Below are 21,258 nucleotides of genomic sequence, written 5' to 3'. Positions count from 1 at the left end.
GATGGAACAATATACAGTGACTGGTATGAGCTGTGCAGCGTGCAGTTCCAGAGTGGAAAAAGCAGTTTCCAGTGTTCCTGGTGTAGAGAGCTGTTCCGTGAGTCTTTTGACTAATTCTATGGGCGTAGAAGGAACTGCAAATATGGAAGAAATCGTTCGGGCTGTGGAAGCGGCCGGATATGGTGCAGTTCTAAAGGGAAGTAAAGGCGCAGAGGGGAACTCTGGGGTAAATACGGTTGCAGAGTATGAGGATATGTTGAAAGACCGCGAGACGCCTGCGATGAAACGGCGCTTGATTGCATCGCTGAGTCTGCTCATTCCGATGATGTATGTGTCCATGGGGCATATGATGTGGAACTGGCCGCTTCCGGCTGTTCTTTCGGAAAATCATGTAGCCATGGGGCTGATTCAGCTTTTGTTTGCAGCAGCGATCATGGTGATCAATCAGAAGTTTTTTATCAATGGTTTGAAAGGCCTGATTCACCGGGCGCCGAATATGGATACCCTGGTAGCCCTCGGTTCTGCCGCATCTTTTGTATACAGCACGTACGCACTGTTTGCGATGACAGATGCGCAGATGCACGGAGATATGCAGACCGTTATGAGTTACATGCATGAGTTTTATTTTGAATCAGCAGCAATGATTCTCACGTTGATTACGGTTGGTAAGATGCTGGAAGCACGTTCAAAAGGCAGAACCACAGATGCATTGAAGGGATTGATGAAGCTTGCACCGAAAACTGCCACGCTGCTGCGAAATGGACAGGAAGTGGAGGTTGGCATTGAGCAAGTACGGATCGGCGACCGCTTTGTGGTTCGGCCGGGCGAAAATATTCCGGTGGACGGTATTGTCGTGGAGGGAAGCAGTGCGGTCAACGAATCGGCGCTGACAGGAGAGAGTATTCCAGTGGATAAGGCGCCGGGAGACGGCGTGTCGGCCGCAACCTTAAATCAATCAGGATTTCTGACCTGTGAGGCGACAAGAGTCGGGGAAGATACGACCCTGTCCCAGATTATCCGAATGGTCAGCGATGCGGCGGCGACGAAGGCGCCAATTGCCAAGGTGGCGGACCGGGTATCTGGTGTGTTCGTTCCAATTGTGATTGCCATCGCACTAGTGACGCTTGTAGTCTGGCTGGTTGCGGGAGAGGGCATTGGTTTTGCACTTGCGAGAAGCATTTCAGTTCTTGTGATCAGCTGTCCGTGTGCGCTTGGGCTGGCGACACCCGTGGCCATCATGGTGGGAAATGGGATGGGAGCCAAAAGCGGTATTCTGTTTAAAACAGCCGTATCACTGGAGGAGACAGGCAAAATTGAAGTGATAGCGCTGGATAAAACGGGAACGATTACAAGCGGAGAACCGCGGATTACAGACTTGCTTCCATCAGACGGTGTGACGCAGGAGGAACTGCTCATTCAGGCATTCGCATTGGAACAAAAGAGTGAACACCCTCTGGCCCGCGCGATTGTGGAGCGGGCAAAAGAACAAAAACTTCCGGCCAGAGAGCTGCGGGATTTTGAGGCAGTGCCAGGAAACGGACTTACCGGAAACAGTGACGGACGTTTGCTTGCAGGAGGCAATCTGACCTTCATTCGCACGAAAGCGGAGGTGCCGGAGCGTGAGCAGCGTGCGGCAGAGCAGTTTGCGGCAGAAGGAAAGACGCCATTGTTTTTTGCACAGGATGGGAAGCTTATCGGCGTGATCGCAGTGGCAGATGTTATAAAGGAAGACAGTCCGGAGGCCGTAAAGCAGTTGCAGAATATGGGAATCCGGGTGGTGATGCTGACAGGCGACAATGAGCGGACCGCAAAAGCTATCGGTGCGCAGGCTGGCGTGGATGAGGTGATTGCAGGAGTTTTGCCAGACGGTAAAGAAAGCGTGATTCGAAATCTGAAGCATCATGGAAAGGTCGCAATGGTGGGAGACGGAATCAATGATGCGCCGGCCCTGACACGTGCAGATATCGGAATCGCCATTGGCGCCGGTGCGGATATTGCGATTGATGCGGCGGATGTGGTTCTGATGAAAAGCAGACTTCTCGATGTAGCAGCCGCAATCCGTCTGAGCAGGGCGACACTGAGAAATATTCATGAGAACCTGTTTTGGGCATTTTTCTACAATATCATTGGGATTCCGCTTGCAGCAGGACTGTGGTATCCAATCTTTGGCTGGAAACTGAATCCGATGTTTGGCGCCGCGGCCATGAGTTTGTCAAGCTTTTGTGTTGTGGTAAATGCGCTACGTTTAAATCTGTTTTCGATGTATCAGACATCGAGAGATAAAAAAATAAAACATCATAAAGAAAAGGAGACGAAAAAAATGGAAAAAACAATGAAAATCAATGGGATGATGTGCGGACACTGCGAGGCACGTGTAAAGAAGACTCTGGAAGCTCTGCCGCAGGTAGAAGAGGCGATTGTGAGCCATGAAAGCGGAACAGCCGTCGTAAAGCTCAATGCAGAGGTAGATCCTGCTGTGCTGAAGAAAGCGGTAGAGGAGCAGGACTATGAGGTGACAGATATCCAATAAAAGGATTGTGGGAAATATGTGATTTATTTATGCAAGGACAAAGCCAATTTTCGGGCTTTGTCCTTTGTATTACATAGATTTTGGCAGAAAAGAAGGGAAAAAGGTATCTTTACGCAGAAAAGAAAAGCATGTATACTGAATGAAAAGAACTAAGGAGGAACGGTAATGTCTGAATTTTATGATCAGGTGAGGGAACGGCTTATTCGTTATGCAAAAGTAGATACACAGTCTCTGGCAGGGACTACTGCTACACCGACTACGGAAAAGCAGAAGGATTTAGGACGTATGCTCAGAGATGAGCTCGTAGAAATCGGAGCAGAAAATGTTTATATGGATGAGGAGAAGTGCGTGGTATATGGTACGATTCCCTCAAACCTGCCGGATGGCGCAGGAAAATCCGTTGGTTTTGTGGCACATATGGATACGACGCCGGATATTACCGGCACAAATGTAAAGCCGTGGGTGCTGGAAAACTATCAGGGCGGAGATATTTTGGTGAATCCGGAGAAAAATATTATTATGGAAGAGTCCGTATATCCCAAGCTGAAAAATTATATTGGTCATGATCTGATTATGACGGATGGAACGACACTGCTGGGCGGAGACGATAAATCTGCAGTGGCAGTAGTTATGACAATGGCTGAATATTTTTGCAAACATCCGGAGGTTTTGCACGGCCCGATTCAGATTGGATTTACTCCGGACGAGGAAGTAGGACGTTTGGCTGAAAATCTGGATCTGGAGCGGTTTGGCGCAGAGATTGCCTATACGGTAGACGGCGAAGAAGTAGGACATTTCAGCTATGAGACCTTTAACGGAACAGAAGCTCAGATAACGGTGAACGGACTGAATGTGCATCCTGGTTTTGCAAAAGATATCATGAAAAATGCAGTGGAGATCGGCGGCCAGTTCATGGAAATGCTGCCTGCGTTTGAACGTCCTCAGTTTACAGAGGGAAGAGAAGGGTACTTCCATCCGTTTATTTTTGAAGGTACTGTAGAAAGAACTTTTATTCGCTGCCTGATTCGTGACCACGATGGCGAGCATTTTGAGCAGCGCAAAGCTTATGTTCAAAAATGTGTGGATGCGCTGAACCGTCAGTATGGAAGCGGAACTGTGGAACTGAACTATGTATCCACTTATTACAGTATGAAGAAGGTAGTGGGCCAGGTGCCGTACATGGTGGACTATGCGAAAGAGGCCATGGAGGCATGTGGCGTAGAAATGATTAACGAGGCAGTGAGAGGCGGAACCGATGGCTCGGCGCTTTCACAGAGAGGACTTCCCTGCCCGAATATCAGTGCAGGTTATCAGTATGGACACAGCCGGTTTGAGTTTGCATCCATTCAGTCTATGGAAAAAACGGCGGAGATTCTGGTAGAACTGGTAAAGGTGTACGCGCGGCACGCGTAAGCAAAACGATCCAAATAAAAAAGTTATTTTAAAATGAATATGCTCCTTTCAGGCAGACAAGTAAAAATCAAACTTGTCACTTAGAAAGGAGCATATTTTATGCTTTAAAGATAGCGCTGTTCAGAATGAGACCGATGCGCAGCATTAGGATTGATTTTTGATCTGCATGTTCCACATAATCTCATTTACATTTTCTTCGGTCACTTTCTGATAAGGCAGACGTATATATTTTCCGTCGATCAGTTTGATATCGTCCGGAAGTTCGGTATGCATAACTACGGACCGCGCGAGCTCCAGCATACTGATTGCCTGGCCCTTTGCATCATTGAGGACGGTTCCAAGCAGATCGCCTGCCTGCAATGCCTCGAGACCAACCTTGGTTCCGTCGATTCCGATGACGACTGGCCATGGATGCCCGTCTTCACTGGCCTGACGCCTGGAACCCAGGTTTTTTTTCAGAGAATCTACAGCGCCGAGCGCCATATCGTCATTGTTGGCAAGTACCACTTCGATCTGACCGTCAAAATTTTTCAGAAACTGATTCATTTTTGTCTCAGCCTGTGCGCGATTCCAGTTGGCAATTTCATCACCAAGTTTTTCAACCTGGTATCCTTTTTCTTTTAGTGTGTTGATTACATATAAGGTACGGACCATGGAATCCTGATGCCCGGCTTCTCCTTCGAGCATCACATATTGAATCACTCCATCACCGTTGCGATCAATAGCGGAAAAATCTTTTTCACATGCCTCGGCAAGAATTTCACCCTGAAGAATACCGGATTCAAAAGCGTCGGCTCCGACATAATAGAGATGATCCCAGCGCTGAAGGTCTTCTTCTACGAGCTCACGGTTGAAAAAGATAACCGGTACTCCGGCGATTTTTGCTTTCTCGATAATACTGGAAGCGTCGGTGCGGTCTACCAGATTGATGCATGCAATATCAAAACCACGTCGGATAAAATCATCCATCTGGTCATTCTGTGTAAGTTGAACTTTGTTTGCATCCTGAACTTCCACAGTAATAGTTATATCCCATTCCTGTTCCTTTTCTTTCGCATAAGCTTTTAGCTGGGAAATTTCTTCCGAAATAAAAGTATCATACTGGTCATAAACGCTGATGCCGATTTTCAGACTTTTTACCTCTTCTTTCTGTCCGGAAATTGCGCCGCAGCCTGTGGTGAAGGCAGTGGCAATCAGAAGAACCGGAAACAGACGTATGATTTTACGAGTCATATGTTTTTCCTCCATATGTTGCGCAGCTTTTTTGTGTTGTTTCTTTGCGTCGTTTCTTTGCGATTGGAACGACACGGCAGCTATTTTAACGGAAACAGTAATCTTTGGTGTTCCGGGTCATACAGGGTCTCTCTTGTGACATAATAATATTTGATTTCGGCAGTTGGTATGAGTTCCCTGTTCTGACTTTTCTGGATCAGTGCCTGAAGGCCCTGATAACCGATATTGAATTCATTCTGATAGACAAGTCCGCAAATTTTTCCGGAATCCAGACCGCTAACGGTTTTTTGGGTATTGCCTATTCCAAAGGCTCTCTGGCGGAAAACATCTTCAAATTCCCGGGCAATCTGGGGGTGGTCAGAAGCGTCAATCAGAGCTTCTGTACAGTACTTGTCCAGTGCAACGACATAGGCCCCCGCATAGCCCTGGCCGTACATATTGGCAATACAGACTGGCAGGCTGTAGTCTCCTACGGAACGGGTGTATTCGGTGATATTTGCGTCCGGGATTTTTTCATTGACGGCATCTGCAAATCCCTCGAAACGACGCTGCACGCTCTGACGTTGGATGTATTCTGTTATAACGCAAACCTCTGTGGAAGCTGTTTGTTTCATGTCCTGGGCCACGCGTGTGCCAAGGAGGTATCCCATTTTATAATTGTCAGCTGAGATATCAGCGTCCTGTGAGCCAAGGCCTGTTTCGAGCGTTAAGATGGGAATGGGCTTTTCCAGTTGTTTTATTTCTTCCATCAGGGCTTCGCTGTCTACCGGGGCGAGCAACAGACCATCCGCACCATTTTCAATTTCCCGTTTGATCAGCTCCAGCTCATTTTCCGGCGTTCCTCCAGATGGCATGGTAACGTAGTTGACCACCGCGTTAGTATCTTCTTCCGCTTGCCGGATTCCTTCAAGAAGAGCTGTCCAGTCATTGTCTGTGTACTGATAGAGAATGACGGAGTAGTGTCCGGACGAAACCTGAATGGGAGGCGTCAGTAGAATCAGGTAGACAAGTGCAAAAATCGCGCTGATGAAAAGAAAGATGAAGGAAAAACGAAAATATTTATTTTTCATAAGATCGCTTCCTCCTTTATTTTTTCAACAGTGTCCTCGCAAAGTGGCAGACGGATACGTACCAAAGTACCTTCATCTGGTTCGCTTTCAATTTCCAGACCATAGGCGCTGCCAAAATAAAGCTGGATACGCTGGTGAACGTTACGCAAGCCAATGCCCGAGCCGCGGCTGCGTTCCCTGGTTTCCTCTGTGAGGAGGGAAGAGAGCCGTTCCGTCGGAATCCCGGGGCCGTTGTCAGCCACCTCGATGGACAGGTCTGCACCGTCCGGTTTTACACGGATGTGAATCTCGCCATCACCGTCCATGAATTCCATACCGTAATAGATGGCGTTTTCGATCAGAGGCTGAATAATCAGCTTGATTGTCTTGTAATGTGTCAGCGAATTATCCACATCAAAGAATGCTTCAAAGCGATTCTTATAGCGGTATTTTTGAATCGCCACGTAGCTTTGGGCATGGCGGATTTCATCTTCGATCGTGATTAATGTTTTGCCCTTGGAAAGGCTGATGCGAAACAGACTTCCAAGCGCCTGTACCATGGAGATCGCGTCCTCGTATTTCTCTGCTTCAATCATCCACATGATGGAATCCAGGGTGTTATACAGGAAATGCGGGTTAATCTGGGATTGCAGTGCATCCAGCTCGCTCTTTCGTTTTTCTTCCTGCTCGCGGACAATATCATCGGTCAGACGACGCATTTCCACGACCATGGACTGAATTGTTTTGCCGAGATGCTGGATTTCATGCGGCCCTCCGATGTAAATCTGCGGAGTGGGTGAAAAGTCAATTTCCTTCACAGAATTTTCCAGACGCTTCAGCGGTTTGACTACGCGGACCGAAACAAGCTGATTCAGGAAAATCATAACAAGAATTGCGATTGCGACAACAAGGAATGCCATGAGCTGGCTTCTGAAAAATGTGCCGTACAGTCGCTTGATCGGAGTGACACTTATGATTTTCCAACCAGTATAACCAACTGTTTTTACAACCAGCATACGTTCCTCGCCGTGAAACGATTCTTTGTGAATGCCGTCTTCCAGTGCGGCATCCTGTATGTTATTCTCTTCAATTAAGTTAGAAAAGATCAGATTCTGTTTCGGATGGTAGATCAGCTTTCCGTTGCTGTCTACCAGATACACGTATCCGGGGCTCTGGATATTTACTTTTGTGAAGAGCTGCTGGATTCCGCTGAAATCCATGTCGACGAGCAAAATACCGCTTTCTAGGCTGCCGTTTCGTGTGATTTCCACACCACGGCTTAAGGAAATAACCCAGTAATACCGGTCACTGCTGTTATCGAAAAGATTCTGTACGTGAATATCGGAAAAGTGCAGATTTTCCATTTTCTCGGAAGCTTTTAAAAACCAGTCCTGTTCTGTAACGTCGATATCGGGCTTCAAAGAAGAGAAGGGGACAGCGCTGATGAGTTGTCCTTCTTCTGAAAAACAGGCGAGACTGACCAGGGTGTCCTTGTTGGCTTCGTACAGAAGGTTCAGGTCGTTGTCAATACCTGAAGCTCCGAAGTCAATCTGTTTGATACTGTTATAATAAACAGAATCGGAAATTCGCATCATATTACGCAGATAGCTGTTCAGGTTAATGTCCACCTGATTCAGAAGCCGTTCATTGTCTTCAAGAGCCAAAGTTTCCATGGCAGACTGATAGCTGCGAAGCAGAAAAATACCGAGCAGCGCCATGCCGATTACGGTCACGAGCGTAAAAGAGATGGAGATCGTAAACTGCATGCTTTTCTGCTTGTAGTAGTGCTTGATGTATTTCCAGCGTTTTTTGAACCAGCTCATTCATTTACCTCTTTTTTCAGGTTTGCGCGGTACTTGGATGGTGAAATACCAAATTCCTTTTTAAATACATAACTGAAATAATTCGGTTCCATATATCCGACAGCTTCTGCGATGATATATGTTTTATCTTCTGTGGAGGAGAGCAGCTGCACCGCGTGTTCCAGGCGGATTTTTGTCAGATAAGAGGCAAAGCCAAGTCCGACCTCGCGTTTGAATACAGTGGAGAAATATGCGGCGCTGACATTCAGATACCGGCAGAGCGTATCAGCAGAAAGATCACTTTCCATATAATGTTCCTCAATGTATTCTTTTGCCTTTTCCGTAAGTCGCATGGTAGAGTCTTTTCGTTCATGCCGCAGTTTGCGGCGCAGATTGGTGCAGATATCCAGAAGCCAGGCCTCAAGCTCCTCCAGGGAAGAGAACTGGTCAATTTCCTGCCACGGTACCCGTTCCTGTCCGAAAATATCGCGGACGTCCAGCTGATAGGAGCGTCCTACCTTGGTAAATTCCGTCAGAAGTTCCATACAGGCAAGCTGGTACTGGCTTGGCGTGACAGCACGGCAGCGCAGCGTTTTAATAAACTGATGGATAGCCTGATAGGTTTCTTCCCGGTTGCCAAGCTTGACGGCGCGAAGAATTTCCTGGTAATTGTATTCAGGAAGCTCCACAGAATCTTCCGGGCGCGGTTCAATATCATTGATATAGATTACCTGACTTTCGGCAGCAATGATGGTGCGGTATTCCATCGCATTTGCAGCTTCCTGAAAGGAGGCCGTGAGATTTGTGAAGTCTGTCACAATCTGACCGACAGCGGCAGTCACGCGGATTTTCAGTATGCGGTCCGCCATCTTGCAGATCTGATCCAGGTGATAGAGGATGTTGCTTAAAGCTTCCGGTGTTTCAGTCAGAAAAATGATAGCAATCCGGTCCAGATAATTGATGCAGTGGTGGCGGATTTTATCGGTCAGGTAGTCCTGAACAAGCCCCATTAAAGAGAGATTCAAAAGCTGTAAAGGATTTTCCCCTCCGCCGGTAGAACTGCCTCGGAGAATAGCGGCGGCATAGCAGGGGCTGTCAAGATTCAGATCATACGTCTGCAACAGACTTTTGGCGCGTTCTCCGGTGGTGTGGCCTTCCAGGATACTGGTGAGAAGCTGTTCCTGCATGGCAGGCAGACTTTTTTGATAATATTCATTCAACCGGTACACGTTGCGGCGCTCGGCGATTTCGTGATCCAGAGCTGTTTTGATTTTGCGAAATACTTCAGTCAGATCTTTGGAGCTGATTGGCTTCAGAAGATATTCCTCTGCTTCCAGGTGGATGGCTTCGCGTGCGTATTCAAATTCGTCGAAGCCGGAATAGATGACCACTTTCATGTTCCGGTAGTTTTCTTTTAATTTACGGCAGAGCGTCAGTCCATCCATAAACGGCATTTTGATATCAGTCAGCACGACATCAATGTGCGTCTGCTCTGCAATCTCCAGAGCTTCCTGTCCGTTTTCCGCAGTGCCTACCATCGAGAAGCCAAGTGCCTCCCAGTCTATTTTTCGTTTCATAACCTGGAGGACGTCTGCTTCGTCGTCGACCAGTAAAATGTTATAGAGTTCGTTTTTGGTGTCCATGTGTATGTCTCCCTGTATAGATGGCATATTTTTTCACAATGTGAGGGATTTTTATAGGATTAATTATAAGGGGTGAACCCAAAAATAACAATGAAATTCCGTAAAGAAAGATTCAAAAAATGAAAAAGAAGCGGTTCTCCGCCCGGGAAAACCGCTCCTCATCTTATCTGCTAAAAATCATTCCGCATATTACGACAGCAATTCCAAAAATCGCCAGTCCGGCAATCAAGCGATCCATTACCTTTACAGTGACATGATGGTCATAAAGCCAGTCGTAGGCACGTTCGCGTATACTGCGCGGATCTACTTCGCGTTTTTTTCTACGCCTTGGTTTTCTGCTCATAGAATGTCCTCTTTTTCAGATATTTTTTCAGGTTAATTCCTGATAAATTATTCCCGATTAGTTATTTCTTTGCGATGTACTTGCGGATATCGAGTGCGATAGCGATTACGATAACGACACCCTGTGCCACGTACTGCCAGCTCGGGTTGAGTCCCAGGAACTGAAGTGCGGACTTCAGAAGCTCGAATACAGCAACACCGATGATAACACCGGAAATTTTACCGATACCACCGTTTACGGATACGCCACCGATCGTACAAGCTGCGATAGCTTCCAGCTCGTAACCATTACCCATAGCAGTAGAAGCACCGCCGGATTTGCCGCCAAGCAGGAAACCTGCGATTGCATACATAGCAGCAGCAGTAATGTAGATGATGATTTTGGTTTTCTTTACATTTACACCGGAAACTTCAGCAGCGGCTTCGTTGCCACCGATTGCGTACATGTATTTACCATGACGGGTATAATTGTAAATAAACCAGAAAATAGCAGCTGCTATAATCAAATAAATAAACAGGAACGGAACGCTGCCGGCAATTTTGCCCTGAGCAACTGTGATGTAGTCCTGACGGTATCCGCCGAGCGGAACGTTGTTTGTGATGACCTGAACAATACCGTAAACAATAAGCTGCATACCGAGCGTACCAATGAAGGCCGGTACATTCAGATAGGAAATTACAACACCATTTATAAGACCGAAGATACAGCAGATTGCAATAACGATGAGCAGAACGATCCATACGTTAAGCTGCGGGAAACTCGGCCACAGTTTGGAAGATGTTTCCGCTTTCTGAAGCATAGCGCCGGCAAGACATGCTGCCAGACCTACCTGACGTCCTGCGGACAGATCCGTACCTTTTGTAATCAGACATCCGCTGACACCGAGAGCGATGATAACACGCGGAGCGGCATTGATTGCCAGGTTCCACAGGTTCTTTACGCTACGGAAGGTCGGAACAGTAATACCTACATAAATAACAAGAATTGCGAGGAGAACGATAATACCGTTGTCCATCAGTAATTTCTTTGCATCAAATTTCTTATCGTTTGACATTGATTTTTCCTCCTTTACCTAGAACTGAGTCGCATACTGCATGATATTTTCCTGAGTTGCCTCATCGCCGCTTACTTCACCGGTAATCCGTCCGTTACACATAACCATGATACGGTTGGATACGCCGATCAGCTCAGGCATTTCGGAAGAAATCATGATGATAGCTTTGCCCTGCTTTGCCAGCTGAATCATAATCTGGTAGATTTCATATTTCGCACCTACGTCGATACCACGGGTAGGTTCATCCATGATCAGAATGTCAGGGTTATTGGCCAGCCAGCGGGAAATAATAACCTTCTGCTGATTACCACCGGAGAGCGACTGAATCAGCGTTTTGCTGCTCGGTGTCTTGATGCTCAGTTTCTTGACATTTTCCTGTACCAGATCTTCAATTTTCTTTTTGTTCAGCTTAACGCCGGCTTCAACATACTGACTCAGGGATGCGATGGATACATTGTCAGCGATGGACAGACAGCCAAGAATACCGGTACCACGGCGGTCTTCTGTGATCATACCGATACCGTTATTGATAGCATCCTGCGGACGTTTGATAGAAAGCTGCTTGCCATTCAGTTTTACTTCGCCGCTTTTGATGTGGCGGATACCGAAGATTGCTTCCATCAGTTCTGTACGCTGTGCGCCTACCAGGCCGCCAAAACCGAGAATTTCACCTTTGCGCAGCTTGAAGGAACAGTCCTTAAAGGAGTTGTCATGAATACTTGTAAAATTATTAACCTCAAGAACAACCTCGCCAGGTGTATTTTCAAGAGGAGGATAGATGTTGGTCAGTTCACGGCCAACCATATTTTTAACGATCTCGTCGTCTGTGATATTTTTCATTTCCCAGGTGCCTACATACGTACCATCACGCATGATTGTGATATCATCGGATATCTTACGAAGTTCAGCCATTTTGTGAGAAATAAATACGAAAGAAACACCGCGATCCCGAAGATCTCTTACAATCCGGAACAGAGCTTCTACTTCATTGTCTGTCAGAGACGATGTTGGCTCGTCCAGGATAATCAGGCGTGCTTCCTGAGAAACTGCTTTCGCGATTTCAACAGACTGCATCTGAGAAATAGAAAGACTGCCTAACTGAGATTTGGGGTCAAAAGGCATTTTTACATTTTCAAGCCATTTTTTGGCTTCTGCGTTCATTGTTTTATGATCGATTACCTGGATCGGTCCGCATTTTTTGGTCGGATATCTGCCCAGGTACATATTTTCAGCAATTGTTCTGGCCGGAATCGGCTGCAGCTCCTGGTGAACCATGGCCAGGCCTTTATGTAACGCTTCATCCGGGTTGGCAATATTTACTTTTTCTCCGTCTACGTAGACTTCACCCTCATCCATGTGATAAATACCAAACAGACATTTCATCAGGGTAGATTTTCCAGCACCGTTTTCACCCATCAGAGCGTGGACTGTACCGGGACGTACTTTCAGATTAACCTGATCCAGCGCTTTGACTCCGGGGAAGCTTTTGCTGACCCCGCGCATTTCCAATCTGTATTCTGCCATTCCACTCTCTCCTTCACAAAATCGGGTGTGTCGTGCAGGACACACCCGAAATAGAGTTTGTTAAATTATTCTGATTTTAAAGCTTTGATTACTGAAGCAGTGCAAGAATGTCACCTGCGTTTTCAGAAGTAGCTTTTACATAGTCAACCATGTTGATCGGAGCAACTTCTTCACCCTTCAGGTAGTTAACTGCCATGTTAACAGCTGTCTGAGCCTGGCTGATGTGATCGTTGAATACGGTACCTGTCATGTTGCCGTCCTGGATGTTCTGAAGAGCATCTGTAAGAGCGTCAACACCTACAAGGTAGATATCCTCATTAACAACTCTGCCTGCTGCCTGGATGGACTGCAGAGCGCCGAGTGCCATAGCGTCGTTGTTACAGAAAACAACTTCGATCTGCTCGCCGAACTGTGTCAGAGCGTCCTGAACGATCTGCTGGCCTTTTGCCTGATCCCAGTCACCTCTCTGAAGCAGAAGCTCTTCAACTTCTACGCCAGCGTCTGTAAGAGCTTTAACAGAGAACTCTGTTCTGTACTGAGCATCAACGTTCTCCGGATCACCCTGAACCATGATGTAGCTAACTTTTCCGTCGCCGTTGATATCGCCGCCGTTAGCTGTTTCAAGGATTTCTTCACCCTGGAAAGTACCGGACTGTCTAGCATCTGCACCTACGTATGTAGCTTTGATGCCTTCAGATTCCCATCTGTCAGACTCAGCTTCTTCCGGCTGACGGTTGATGTAAACTACCGGGATACCAGCTTCGTTGCAAAGGTCTGTAACCTGCGGAGCGGAAGAGGACTGAACGAGGTTCAGGATCATAACGTCAACACCAGCTGTGATGAAGTTGTTGATCTGGTTTGTCTGCTCAGCCTGGTCATTCTTACCATCTGTAACAGTGATGTTTTCCTCTTTGAATCCAAGGTCTTCTGTCAGGTAACGAACGAGCTCTGTTCTGTACAGAGTCATGAAGTTGTCGTCAAATTTGTAAATAGAGATACCAACTTTTGCGTTTTCTACGTCAACGCCTGTCAGGTCGATCGGAGCTTCTGCTGCCATAGCCGGAGCTACCATCATAGATGCTGTCATTGCTGCGCCAAGAATCAGGCTTAAAAATTTCTTTTTCATGTTTTTCTTCCTCCTTATTTTTGGTGGATGTGTAATCCACTGGTTGATGTCGTAATCATAACAAATGAGTCTTGAAAAGGAAATACGATTTTTTCTCCTGATTCTATAAATTTTTTAGCAGGTCACCGAGAAAAAAACAAAAATGAATGAAAAAATTGTATGTTTTTATGGTATAGGAAGAAAGCGGTTGGGGGAAATGACGAAAGATAACGGGAACCTGAGGGAAGATAGGGTGATTCCGCTGGATATGAGAGGGAGTATTTATAAAACCGGTTTAAGATGATTGAAATGTAATTAAAAAGGAGGCAGCCCCCTGACTGCCTCTTATGTATGTTAAAGCTCTTTTTTTCCTTCTGTTTTTAAATGCGCCATGGAACCATAAAGCTTTTGCAGCATCTGGAACTGTTCTTCATCATAAAAACGGCATTTCCCGGCACCGTAAAATTTCGCGGTCTCTACGGCGAAACGCGCGGCGCTTTCGATGCTGACAAACTGGCTTGCACCGGTTGCACAGCCGGCAACCATGGTTTCTGTAGTAATGGCTACCCCGACCACGGGGGCGTCGGTGGATGTGGCAGGCTGCAAGATACTGTTTAAATGATAGAGATTGTTTTCATATGGAGTGATATCCTGTGTGGAAAGCGGAAATATTTTCGGCATGGCTCCGGTTACAGTCTGCATGATGTCGAGAAGATCTTCGGAGACACTCAGGATGTAGCCGGATTTTACGGTATTTGAGATGGCGAAGCCATTGTGGTTGATGATACGGTTGCCTTTTGTTGTGTCGATGGAAAGAATCGCGTCCATCTCGGGAAGAACTTCTGTTTCATTATTCTGGAACATCTCCACCGGAGAACCCATAAATGGAACCGGCTCGTGCGGGGAAGTGGGCGCGTCGGGACAGATATGGGTACACACGATCACGTCGCCCTCTAGTGTATCGCCTTTTTTTTGCATGTCGAGCAACTTTGCAGCAGCAGTGAGGGAAGCGCATGCGCCGTCGCCGTCAGAGACGAAGCCTGTCATCTCCGGACGGGCGCCGAGTCCGCCGAGACGCCCGATGATGCCGAGCGTGGGGCATGTGCCTTGGTTTGTTTTACCGTTTTTGCCTGGGATATAAATACGGATTACATCCGTTGTCTGATAGGGGGGATTGACTCCCTTTAAAACTAAAACTTCTATTTTGGTATCCGGGTTTATAGAGAGCAGGTATTCTTTCATTGCCTGGCCGGAAGCAGTACTGCGGTCAAGCAGGTCGAAAACGTCTGTCAGTTGTTTGAGTAACATAGAAATTATTTCCTCCTTTTAGTAATTTGAGCATCATTATAATACGGTTTAAAATAAAAGACAACCTAAAAAAAGCTGTAAAATACAGCGATTTTTGAAAATATATCCATTTTTCAATATTGTGCATAATGCATATTAATTATCTGCAATAATATGCAAATAAACCATGACAAAGAAAATGGCGTAAGGTATAATAAAGCGAAAATATAGTTTGTTGCCGACGTAAGACGCAGGGCATTGTGTCAGGATAATACGGCAGCCGAAAAAGGAGGAAAATCATGAAGAAGTTAACGAAAGCAGTTAGCGTAGTGACAGCATTGGCAACCGTTGTTACAGCAGGTTCTATGGCAGTAATGGCAGAGGGCGGAGAAGATAAGACGACGATTACATTCTGGCATAGCTGGAGTGGAAGCGAGGCAGATGCTCTGCAGGCCGTTGTGGATGATTATAATGGAAGCCAGAACGAAATCTATGTAGAAGTTTTATCCTCCCAGACAGAAGATAAAATGCTGACAGCTATCCCGAGCGGTGCCGGTCCGGATCTTGTATACACAGCGGATACAACGTGCAGCAAATGGGCACAGGCGGGCATGCTGAGCGAAATTGACGAGTATATTGCACAGACAGGAATGGATGTTTCCAATATTTATGAGTCAGAGTATGCGCTGGGAACGTATGGCGGAGTTCAGTATGGTATTCCGTTTACGATGGATTCCTATATGCTGTTCTATAATGCAGATGTTCTTACAGAGCTTGGCGTAGAGCCGCCGACAACGCTGGAAGAGATGGCTGAAATTTCACAAAAGGCAGTTCTTACTGATGCGGACGGTGATTACACAAGACTTGGTTATGTTCCGGATTATCCGTGGATTGACCGTGTGGAAATGCCGTATCTGTTCGGCGCAGATTTCTATGATTTTGAGAATGATGAAGTAACGTGTAAGACAGATGCGTTTGTAAATGCGATTACATACAAAGCAAGTTTTTATGATAATTATGACAGAGAAAAAGTAGAGAAATTTAAGAGCGGCTTTGGCGCATATGCATCTTCAGACAATGCTTTCTTCCAGGGGAAAGTGGTATTTGCGATTGAAGGCGAGTGGTTTGAGAACTTTATCAATGAGTTCGCATCAGATGATCTGAACTGGGGCAGCGTGAGCGTTCCGGTAACAGAGAGCCAGCCGGAGCTTGCAGGTTCTGGCAGACTGCAGGGCGGTATGCTTTCCGTTACAGCTACAAGCCAGAACCCGGAGGCGGCCTTCGATGTAATCAATTATCTGACATCGGATGATGCTTACGTAAAATTCTGTGCAGCAAAAGGCAGCCTTCCGACCACATATTCCGCACTGAAGTCTGAGACACTGATCAGTGAAGCACCGCAGCTTGAAAAGTTTGTAGCATCCGTGCTGGAAGGAAAGGCAAAAGCATTCCCGGCAGTGCCGTTCAGCGCAGAGTATTCTGATTATCAGGGACTTGCAGAAGAAGCGGTTTACAGCGGAGATAAAACTGTAGAGGAAGCAATGGCTGATCTTTATGATGAACTGCAGCCGTTGGCTGATGAATGGAAAGAATCCAGATAGGAATATAAAAAAGATGGGCTGCTGCGCAATGGGGATTTTCGTGCAGCGGCCTTCTTTTTCAGTGTGGCAAAAAATGTGTCAACAAAGAGGTGACCAGAATGAAAAAAAGCAAATATCATATGCAGAGGCCACAGATACGTCTGGCAATTCTGTTTTTGATTCCGTGGATCACAGGGCTGATTCTGTTCAGCCTGTATCCGATTGTATCGACAATTTATTACAGTTTTACCGAGTATAACCTCATGAAACCACCTGTGTTCACAGGACTGAAAAATTACAGGAATATTTTTCAGGATAAGAATTTTTACCAGTCTGTGTATAATTCCCTGTATTTTGTTGTTGTTGGCGTGACTTTAGAGCTGGCGTTGTCTATTTTTTCGGCTATTCTTCTGAATGCCAAAGTAAAGGGCCGCGGAATTTTCCGGACCTTGTTTTATCTGCCGTCCATTGTATCGCCTGTTGCGAATGCAATTATCTGGATGTGGATGTTGAATCCGCAGTACGGTCTTGTAAATTCATTCCTGAAGACATTAGGTGTACCTCAGCCATTATGGCTTTCTTCGGCACAGTGGTCGAAGCCGGCCGCAATTTTAATGGCGCTCTGGGCAGTCGGCAATACGATTATTGTATACCTGGCAGGAATCGGTGATATTCCGACCGAGTATTACGAGGCAATTGAGCTGGATGGCGGCGGACCGATTGCAAAATTCCGTTATATTACGTGGCCGATGTTGTCCAATGTGACGTTTTTCCAGCTGATCAATGGTATTATTGTTGGATTTGCGACGTTTACGCAGTCCTACATGGTGGCGGCAATCGAACCTAAGGGGAATGGTATGCTCGGCGGCGTAAAGAATTCTTTGCTGTTTTATGCTGTGAATATTTATAATGAAGGTTTCCGGTATCTGAAATTCGGGTACGCCAGTGCTTTGGCTGTGATCATGCTGCTAGGCATGATATTGATTACCGTCATTTTATTTGCAACATCCAAAAAGTGGGTGTATTACGGAGGAGGCGGAAGAGATGAGTAAGAAAAAATTAAAGAGAGTCGGAATCTATGCGATTCTGCTTCTTGTCGCTGCCTTTTTCTTTATTCCTATTGTTTGGATGATCAGTACATCGCTGAAAGGTTCGGATGAAGTATTTTTGAGTCCGCCGCGGTGGATTCCGAAAAACATTCTGTGGAGCAATTATACGGCGGCATTTGAGGCGATTCCGTATCTGAAATATCTTCTGAATACGTTGCAGACAACGGGGCTTGCCGTGATTGGAAATATTATTTCAGCGCCGATGATCGGTTATGCGTTTGGAAAGCTGAGGTGGCCGGGAAGAGATAAAGTATTCCTGCTCGTGATTGCGACGATGATGCTGCCGTTTTCTGTCACGATGATTCCGCTGTACAGTATGAGTGCAAAATTTGGATGGATTAATACGTATATTCCGCTTGTTTTGCCGGACTTTCTCGGAAAATCCTACTTTATTTTCCTGATGCGTCAGTTTTATATGAATCTGCCGGATGAGCTTCTGGAAGCGGCACGGATTGATGGCGCCGGGGAATTTTGGGTTTATAAAAAAATCGCGCTTCCACTCGTCAAACCGGCGATCGTAACGGTTGCACTGTTTTCAGCTGTGTGGTCCTGGACAGATTTCATGGGCCCGTTGATTTACCTGAACAGAGCAGAAAAATGGACGATCTCGCTCGGACTGAGCCAGTTTACGAATACGTACGGTGTGGACTGGTCGCTGCTCATGGCGGCAGCCGTTATCGCGATTGTTCCGATGGTAATCCTGTTCTTCTGCCTGCAGAGGTATTTTATCGAAGGAAGTATGAATTCCGGTATTAAGGGTTAGCGGTTGGACTTTTGAAATAACCAAGTTCGTGCACACAGATGCACAGATACAAGGTGAAAAGTGCGTCAATGTTGTGCTCAAAATCAAAATCGAACTTCAACAGTTCCTTCAGATGCTGCAACCGGTAGGACAGCGTATTGCGGTGGATAAAAAGCTCTTTTGCCGTTTTTTGTATATTGAAGTTGTTGCGGAAATAGGCTTGCAGTATCTGATAATAATTCGTATGATTCTCGGTATCGTACTGGATCAGGGGCAGAAGAATATCGTGTGCCAGATTCCGGAAGTACGACAGCTGCGGAATATTCAGCAGATGAAAAATAGTCTGTTCGTAATAAGAGGATGCACAGCATGGCAGGCGAAGCTGCTTCTGTACCTCAATGGACTGCATGCTTTCTTTGTAGGATAGATATAAAGTTTCCACGCCGGAGTGGGCACAGCTGATACCGATTCGGATTTCAGCTGTTGCTTTTATCTGGTCAAAAAGCGCAATGGAAGCCATGTAAGCCTGTGTGATAGCGTCCAGTTCCTGATGAGAGGGTGGAAAAAGAAAAAAGGCACAGATCAGGTTGTCCTCATAAATCAAAAAGATTTTGTGGTCGCACAGCTGTTTTGCGATCGTTTTGGACAGCTTTTTCAGCTCATCCGGTGTGATCTTTGTCTGCAGCTGAACGGTCATGCAGACGCGTTTCAGGTTATAATCAAACTGGTAATGGTGGCAGAGCTGTTGAATGCTTTCCAGATTTTGGGACGCATTGTCCTTGAAAATCTGGAAAAACGGCCTGAAATGAGAGGATTTCTGGTTAAACGGTTCCAGTCTTCTTTTTTCAAGCAGGAGAGCCAGAAAGGGCAGAGCATTTTTGATAATTAATTTTCGATATTTATCAATATGTTCGTATCTGGATTCGATACATAAATAATGTTTGCTGTCAGGAAGCTGCAGCGTGAGATAGACAGACAGTTTTCCGGCAATTTCGAACGGAATAATGTCAGATTCTCCCGGAGTAGTGTACAGAGGGACAATCTGGTCCATAGAGAGCTCTGCCATTTGTTCTTCTGAAAAGTAGGTGGAGATCACGCCGAACGAAGAGGTTGTCAGTATGACGGACAGATTTGCAGTATCGGAAATATATTTTAAGAGCTCTTTTATGCTGCAATTATGGTAATACAGGTTTGTGAGATTATTTAATTCCTGATAAATGATTTCGTTTGAGACTTTTTTGCGGCTCATATTGCCTCCTGGCTGTGTGGTGATAGGAAGGTGTAAACAGTTTTTAACAGTATAACTGATTTCATAAAAAATGAAAAGAAAAACTGCTGATTCGGGAATAGAGGAGTAAATGAATGAAAAAGAAAATATTTGTGGCAGGAATGCACCAGGAAAGTAATTCTTTTACTGCATTAATGTCAGAAAAAAAGGATTTTGATGATTACTGGGAGGGGGAGGAGCTGCTTCGGCGGATGGCCGGAGTAAAAGAGCTTCAGGATGCCGGCTATGAGGTCCTGCCAGGACTGTATGCGGATGCGCTTCCGGGCGGCATTTTAAAACTGGAAGACTTCCGGAAAATGGCGGAAGAGATGCTTGCAAAGCTTCCGACAGACGGTTCTGTGGATGGTGTGTTTTTTCCTTCCCACGGCGCCCTGGAGGTAGAGTTTATTGGAAGCGGCGATGCATTTCTGATTAGTCAGATCAGGGAGCGGGTAGGCGCTGACGTGCCGATTGCGGTGGCTCTTGACCTTCATGCGAACAATACCTATACCTTATGCAGGCTTGCAAATATTGTATATGGTTATCGCACAGCGCCGCATATTGATATAGAAGAAACCAGAATTAAAACAGCAGAAATGCTGATTCGGGCGCTTGAAGAAGGAGAAAAGCCGTGGACAGAGATTGTCCGGCTGCCTTTTATGATGCCGGGGGAAAATATGATGACTTCGTCAGGAATCGGGAAGGAAATGATAGACCGTCTCGGCGAGATCGAACGTGCAGAAGGCGTATGGTGTGCTTCTTTCTTTGCAGGAATGCCATGGGTTGACTGTGCGCAGGGCGGAGTTTCCATCGTACTTTCGGGCATTGGAGACAAAAAGGATGGCGTGGCAGCAGCCAAAAAGCTGGGGCAGGAAATTTGGGAGCGTCGGGAAGAGTTTGCGTTCCAGGGTGTGTCAATGGAGCCGAAGGAAGCATTGCTGGCGCTTGACCAGGGGGGAATATTTCCGGCAATCCTGTCTGATTCCGCAGATAATATCACAGCAGGGGCGACAGGCGACAATGCGTATATGCTCAAGATAATTTTGGAGAGCGGTGTGAAGGATGTCCTGTACGCGGCCATGGTTGACCGGCCTGCGGTACAAAAAGTTTGTGAGCTGAACGCAGGAAGCGTCACGGATGTTTCTCTCGGAAGAACCATGGATGAAAAGAGTGAAGTGGTAATGCTTCATAACGCTGTGGTGCGGGAGACCTTTTGCGGTGAAGAGGGACCGGAGGCTGCAATTCTGGAAAAGGATGGGGTGACGATTCTGGTTTTTGCGAAACGTCTTCCAGTACCGTCAGAGGAAGTGCTGGAAAAGTATCATTTGAAGCTTTCTGATTACAGAATCCTTGTTGTAAAACAGGGGTATTTGACGCCGGCGCTGGAACGTGTGGCAAAGAACTATATTATGGCGCTGACGCCGGGTAACTGTGCGCAGAAACTGACGCTTTTGGATTACAGGCGTGTAAGAAGGCCAATGGAACCTCTGGAGCGTGTGGCGGATGAAAAGCGGATTCTGGAATCTTATGAATGATGAAGAAAGTAAGGACGCGTTTTGCAAAACGAGATAGAGGCG

At 46.3% G+C, this 21,258-nt stretch carries 16 protein-coding genes; 6 read left to right on the top strand and 10 right to left on the bottom strand.

Translation table 11 applies throughout. The annotated features are described in order from the left end of the window. Position 1 precedes the first annotated feature (1 nt). Entirely contained in the window at positions 2–2,530 is a 2,529-nt protein-coding gene (locus tag AC6I2O_RS14690; RefSeq protein ID WP_120393702.1) for a heavy metal translocating P-type ATPase, read from the top strand. A 165-nt stretch (positions 2,531–2,695) separates the two neighbouring features. Next, positions 2,696–3,943 (top strand): peptidase T, encoded by a 1,248-nt coding sequence (gene pepT, locus AC6I2O_RS14685; protein WP_497743062.1) that lies wholly within the window; start codon positions 2,696–2,698, stop codon positions 3,941–3,943. A gap of 144 nt (positions 3,944–4,087) precedes the next feature. On the opposite strand, the gene AC6I2O_RS14680 is transcribed toward pepT, so the two are convergent. The 9 genes from AC6I2O_RS14680 to AC6I2O_RS14640 all read right to left on the bottom strand — a co-directional run bounded on the left by AC6I2O_RS14680 (position 4,088) and on the right by AC6I2O_RS14640 (position 15,004). After that, positions 4,088–5,176 carry a galactose ABC transporter substrate-binding protein gene (locus AC6I2O_RS14680; RefSeq protein ID WP_120392952.1) on the bottom strand — a complete coding sequence of 363 codons (1,089 nt, stop codon included), beginning with the start codon at positions 5,174–5,176 and terminating at the stop codon, positions 4,088–4,090. Between the two features lie 80 nt (positions 5,177–5,256). Further along, positions 5,257–6,246, bottom strand: coding sequence for a sugar ABC transporter substrate-binding protein (locus AC6I2O_RS14675; protein WP_497743061.1), 990 nt, complete (start codon positions 6,244–6,246; stop codon positions 5,257–5,259). Then, positions 6,243–8,048 (bottom strand): sensor histidine kinase, encoded by a 1,806-nt coding sequence (locus tag AC6I2O_RS14670; protein ID WP_120392954.1) that lies wholly within the window; start codon positions 8,046–8,048, stop codon positions 6,243–6,245. The genes AC6I2O_RS14675 and AC6I2O_RS14670 overlap by 4 nt, the downstream gene beginning before the upstream one ends. Then, complete coding sequence (locus AC6I2O_RS14665; protein ID WP_497743059.1) at positions 8,045–9,670, bottom strand: response regulator; 1,626 nt, start codon at positions 9,668–9,670, stop codon at positions 8,045–8,047. Before AC6I2O_RS14665 ends, AC6I2O_RS14670 begins: the two co-directional genes overlap by 4 nt. Before the next feature lie 163 nt (positions 9,671–9,833). Further along, positions 9,834–10,013 carry a hypothetical protein gene (locus AC6I2O_RS14660; RefSeq protein ID WP_120392956.1) on the bottom strand — a complete coding sequence of 60 codons (180 nt, stop codon included), beginning with the start codon at positions 10,011–10,013 and terminating at the stop codon, positions 9,834–9,836. A gap of 61 nt (positions 10,014–10,074) precedes the next feature. Continuing rightward, a complete protein-coding gene (locus tag AC6I2O_RS14655) occupies positions 10,075–11,067 on the bottom strand; it encodes a galactose/methyl galactoside ABC transporter permease MglC (RefSeq protein ID WP_120392957.1) in 993 nt (330 codons plus the stop codon). Between the two features lie 18 nt (positions 11,068–11,085). Then, on the bottom strand, positions 11,086–12,591 hold the full coding sequence (locus AC6I2O_RS14650; RefSeq protein WP_120392958.1) for a sugar ABC transporter ATP-binding protein: 1,506 nt from the start codon (positions 12,589–12,591) through the stop codon (positions 11,086–11,088). Between the two features lie 88 nt (positions 12,592–12,679). After that, complete coding sequence (locus tag AC6I2O_RS14645) at positions 12,680–13,717, bottom strand: galactose ABC transporter substrate-binding protein (protein ID WP_120392959.1); 1,038 nt, start codon at positions 13,715–13,717, stop codon at positions 12,680–12,682. 333 nt (positions 13,718–14,050) lie between these two features. Continuing rightward, positions 14,051–15,004 (bottom strand): DUF1177 domain-containing protein, encoded by a 954-nt coding sequence (locus tag AC6I2O_RS14640; protein WP_497743057.1) that lies wholly within the window; start codon positions 15,002–15,004, stop codon positions 14,051–14,053. Between the two features lie 278 nt (positions 15,005–15,282). Here AC6I2O_RS14640 and AC6I2O_RS14635 point away from each other — a divergent pair, with 278 nt between their 5' ends. The 3 genes from AC6I2O_RS14635 (at position 15,283) to AC6I2O_RS14625 (ending at position 18,435) form a co-directional block, all read left to right on the top strand. Continuing rightward, entirely contained in the window at positions 15,283–16,584 is a 1,302-nt protein-coding gene (locus AC6I2O_RS14635; RefSeq protein WP_120392961.1) for an ABC transporter substrate-binding protein, read from the top strand. Between the two features lie 98 nt (positions 16,585–16,682). Continuing rightward, positions 16,683–17,615: a carbohydrate ABC transporter permease gene (locus AC6I2O_RS14630; protein ID WP_497743056.1), complete on the top strand. Its 933-nt coding sequence runs from the start codon at positions 16,683–16,685 to the stop codon at positions 17,613–17,615. Further along, entirely contained in the window at positions 17,608–18,435 is an 828-nt protein-coding gene (locus AC6I2O_RS14625; RefSeq protein WP_120392963.1) for a carbohydrate ABC transporter permease, read from the top strand. The genes AC6I2O_RS14630 and AC6I2O_RS14625 overlap by 8 nt, the downstream gene beginning before the upstream one ends. On the opposite strand, the gene AC6I2O_RS14620 is transcribed toward AC6I2O_RS14625, so the two are convergent. Beyond that, positions 18,425–19,663: a PucR family transcriptional regulator gene (locus AC6I2O_RS14620; RefSeq protein WP_497743055.1), complete on the bottom strand. Its 1,239-nt coding sequence runs from the start codon at positions 19,661–19,663 to the stop codon at positions 18,425–18,427. The two genes, AC6I2O_RS14625 and AC6I2O_RS14620, sit on opposite strands and share 11 nt — an antisense overlap. A 113-nt stretch (positions 19,664–19,776) precedes the next feature. On the opposite strand from AC6I2O_RS14620, the gene AC6I2O_RS14615 reads away from it, so the two are divergent. Next, a complete protein-coding gene (locus AC6I2O_RS14615) occupies positions 19,777–21,216 on the top strand; it encodes a M81 family metallopeptidase (RefSeq protein WP_497743054.1) in 1,440 nt (479 codons plus the stop codon). The last annotated feature ends 42 nt before the right edge of the window (positions 21,217–21,258 follow it).

Source organism: Blautia sp. St.27G3 (assembly GCF_059728505.1).
Note: the sequence above shows the minus strand (reverse complement) of the source record. Positions and strands in the feature narration are given on the sequence as shown.